The sequence below is a fragment of the Cellulomonas massiliensis JC225 genome (assembly GCF_000312005.1).
In the GTDB taxonomy this organism is placed as follows: Bacteria; Actinomycetota; Actinomycetes; order Actinomycetales; family Cellulomonadaceae; genus Cellulomonas; species Cellulomonas massiliensis.
The window spans coordinates 459,027-462,375 of the sequence record NZ_HE978588.1; the positions used below are offsets into that span (position 1 = coordinate 459,027).

Sequence of the window (3,349 nt, forward strand, 5' to 3'; positions counted from 1 at the left end):
CCGCCCCGTGCCGGTCACGCGCCCGATCCTGCCGAGGCCGCCGCCGGCGCACCAGGCCCCGCGCGGCGACGGCGGGCGGTCCGGGTCAGGACGACGCGCGCACGACGAGGGTCGGGTCGAAGACGACCGACGACGGGCGGCGGTCGGGGTCCGCGACCTGCTCGAGCAGGATGCGCGCCATCTCCGCGGCCATCTCCTCGATCGGCTGCCGGACACTGGTCAGGGCGGGGCGGGCCACCGCTCCGACCGAGCTGTCGTCGAACCCGATCACCGCGACGTCGTCGGGCACCGTGCGGCCGCGGGCGTGCAGCGCCTCCATCGCGCCGAGCGCCATGAGGTCGTTGCCCGCGAAGACGGCGTCGAGCCGCGGCTCCGCGTCGAGCAGGCGGAGCATCGCCGCGACGCCGCTCGCGTACGTGAAGTTGCCCGCCTCGACCGGGACCCAGGCGTGGCCGTGGCGCGCCATCGCGTCGCGGAAGCCGGCGAGCCGGTCGGCGGCGGCCGGGACGGCGAGCGGCCCGCTGATCGCGACGGGGTGCCGCCGTCCGCGCGCGACCAGGTGCTCGGCCGCGAGCGCGGCGCCGTCCCGGTTCGCCACGTCGACGAAGCTCACGGGCAGCGCGTGCGTCGGGCGCGCGAACACGACCGCGGCCATGCCGGCGTCGACGAGCATCGCGGGCAGCGGGTCGTCGGGCCGGGTCGAGACGAGCAGGGCGCCGTCGGCGTTCCCGTGGTGCAGCGTGGACAGGACGCGGGCCCGGTCCGCGTCCGTCTCCGCGAGCATGAGCACCGGGTCGACGCCCCGGGGCCGCAGCGCGCGCAGGATGCCCCCGACGACGCGGCCGAAGAACGGGTCCGAGAAGTCGATCGAGCCGCCGGCCTCGGCGTCGTCGGTGCCGGAGACGACGACCGCGACGACGCCGGTGCGGCGGGTGACCAGCGAGCGCGCCGCGAGGTTCGGGACGTAGCCGACCTCCGCGACCGCCCGCCGCACGACCTCCTGGATCTGCGGCGCGACGCGGCGCTTGCCGTTGACGACGCGGGAGACCGTCGCGCGCGAGACGCCGGCGACGCGGGCGACGTCCTCCAGGGTCGGGGCGCCGGTGCGCGGGATCGTCGCCGCGCCGATCGCGACGCCGGCGGGCGGCGTGGCCTCGAGGGTCGTCGCTCCGGCGGCGGCGCGCTCGCCGTCGTCGGGTGCGCCGGCCTCGTCCGTCATGGTGCCGAGCGTAGCAGTCGGGAGAGCGCATTCCCGGACGCGCACCGCTTTCGAGCGCACCTGGAGCGGGGTTGCCGATCGGCGACGGAACTGGGGGGCGCGCGAGCGGGTGAAATCGGGTATAACTGCCGTTCGGGAGAGTCGTCCGCGCTCGTCGTCCCGCATCCCTGGGCCTTCGCACCGGACTCTGTCGCACACACGGTAGAGCGCTCTCCCACCGCACGACCGACCCGCAGTGCCAGCAGATCAACGACGAGCTGCTCGCCCGGGCAGCGGCAGCGCAGCCGCTCGCCCGGCCCGCCAGAGGAGACCTCCGTGCCCCACACCGACCACCTTCCCGACTCCCCGCCGCGGCGCGGGCGGCAGCGCACGGGCACCCGTCCGCGCCGCCGGCTCGCCGCGCTCCTCGCCGCCGGCGCGCTCGTCGCCGTCGGGCTCACGGTGCCCGTCGCCGCGGCGCAGGCGGCCCCCGTGAACCTGTCCGAGGGCAGGCCCACCACCGCCTCGTCGACCGAGAACGCGGACTACCTGAAGGCCGCCTACGCCACCGACGGCAAGGCCGACACCCGCTGGGCGAGCGCCGCCTCCGACGCGCAGTGGATCCAGGTCGACCTGGGCACGACGTCGACGATCGAGCGCGTCGACCTGCGCTGGGAGGCCGCCTACGGCAAGGCGTTCCGCGTCCAGACGTCGAGCGACGGGACGACGTGGACCACCCTCGCGACCGTCACCAACGGCACCGGCGGCACGCAGTCCGTCCCCGCCGCCGGCACCGGGCGCTACCTGCGCCTGGACCTCACCGCGCGCGGCACCGGCTACGGGTACTCGCTGTGGGAGCTGCAGGTCTTCGGCACGGCAGGCTCCGGCGGCGGGCCGACCACCCCGGCCGGCACCTGCGGCACGACGAACGTCGCGACCGGGAGGACGGCGACGGCGTCGACCTCCGAGGGCGAGGGCTACGCGGCCCGCCTCGCGGTCGACGGCTCGACGACGACCCGCTGGTCGAGCACGTTCGCGGACAACCAGACGCTCACCGTCGACCTCGGCGCCCGCACGGCGCTGTGCAAGGTCGTGCTGCGGTGGGAGGGCGCGTACGGCAAGGCCTTCCGCGTGCAGGTCTCGGACAGCGCGACCACCGGGTTCAGCACGGTCGCGACGGTGACGAACGGCACCGGCGGCAACCAGTCCCTCGACGTCGCCGGCACCGGCCGCTACCTGCGCCTCGACCTGCAGACGCGGGCCACGGGCTACGGCTTCTCCCTCTGGGAGGTCGAGGCGTACGCGACGAGCGGCGGCACGACGACGCCGACGCCGGACCCGACGGACCCCGGCACGCCGGACCCCGGCCCCGCGGACGGCAAGGTCCGCGTGGTCGGCTCGCAGGGGAACTGGGCGCTCGCGGTCAACGGCGCCATCTGGACGGTCAAGGGCATGACGTGGGGCCCGCCTGCCGGCGACTTCCCGCAGCACGCCGCCAACCTCAAGGAGCTGGGCGTCAACACGATCCGGACCTGGGGCACCGACGCGGGCTCGAAGGTCCTGCTCGACGCCGCGGCGGCCGCGGGCGTCCGCGTCGTGGCCGGGTTCTGGCTCGCCCCCGGCGGCGGCCCCGGCTCGGGCGGCTGCCCGAACTACGTCACCGACGCGGCGTACAAGTCCAGCTCGATGAACGACATCGTCACCTGGGTCACCGCGTACAAGGACCACCCGGGCGTCCTGCTGTGGGACGTCGGCAACGAGTCGCTCCTCGGCCTCGGCAACTGCTACTCGGGCGCCGAGCTCGAGGCGCAGCGCGACGCCTACGCGACGTTCGTCAACGACGCCGCGAAGCGGATCCACCAGATCGACCCGAACCACCCGGTGACGTCGACGGACGCCTGGACGGGCTCGTGGCCGTACTACAAGAAGAACGCGCCCGACCTCGACCTGTACGGCCTCAACAGCTACGGCGCCGTCTGCGACGCGAAGCAGACCTGGATCGACGGTGGCTACACCAAGCCGTACCTCATCACCGAGGGCGGCCCGGCCGGCGAGTGGGAGGTCGATGACGACGTCAACGGCGTGCCCGACCAGGGCACCGACGCGGACAACGCCGCCGGCTACACGAAGGCCTGGCAGTGCATCCAGGCG

The 3,349-nt window shown here is 75.1% G+C and carries 2 protein-coding genes; one reads left to right on the forward strand and one right to left on the reverse strand.

Features of this window, described 5'->3' with window-relative positions; genetic code table 11:
* Positions 1-85 precede the first annotated feature (85 nt).
* Positions 86-1,219 carry a LacI family DNA-binding transcriptional regulator gene (locus HGCM_RS02145; protein ID WP_019135247.1) on the reverse strand — a complete coding sequence of 378 codons (1,134 nt, stop codon included), beginning with the start codon at positions 1,217-1,219 and terminating at the stop codon, positions 86-88.
* A gap of 315 nt (positions 1,220-1,534) precedes the next feature.
* Between HGCM_RS02145 and HGCM_RS16465 the strand changes: the two genes are divergently transcribed.
* Positions 1,535-3,349 (forward strand): discoidin domain-containing protein (locus tag HGCM_RS16465; RefSeq protein ID WP_218917030.1); only part of this gene is annotated, 1,815 nt, incomplete at its 3' end.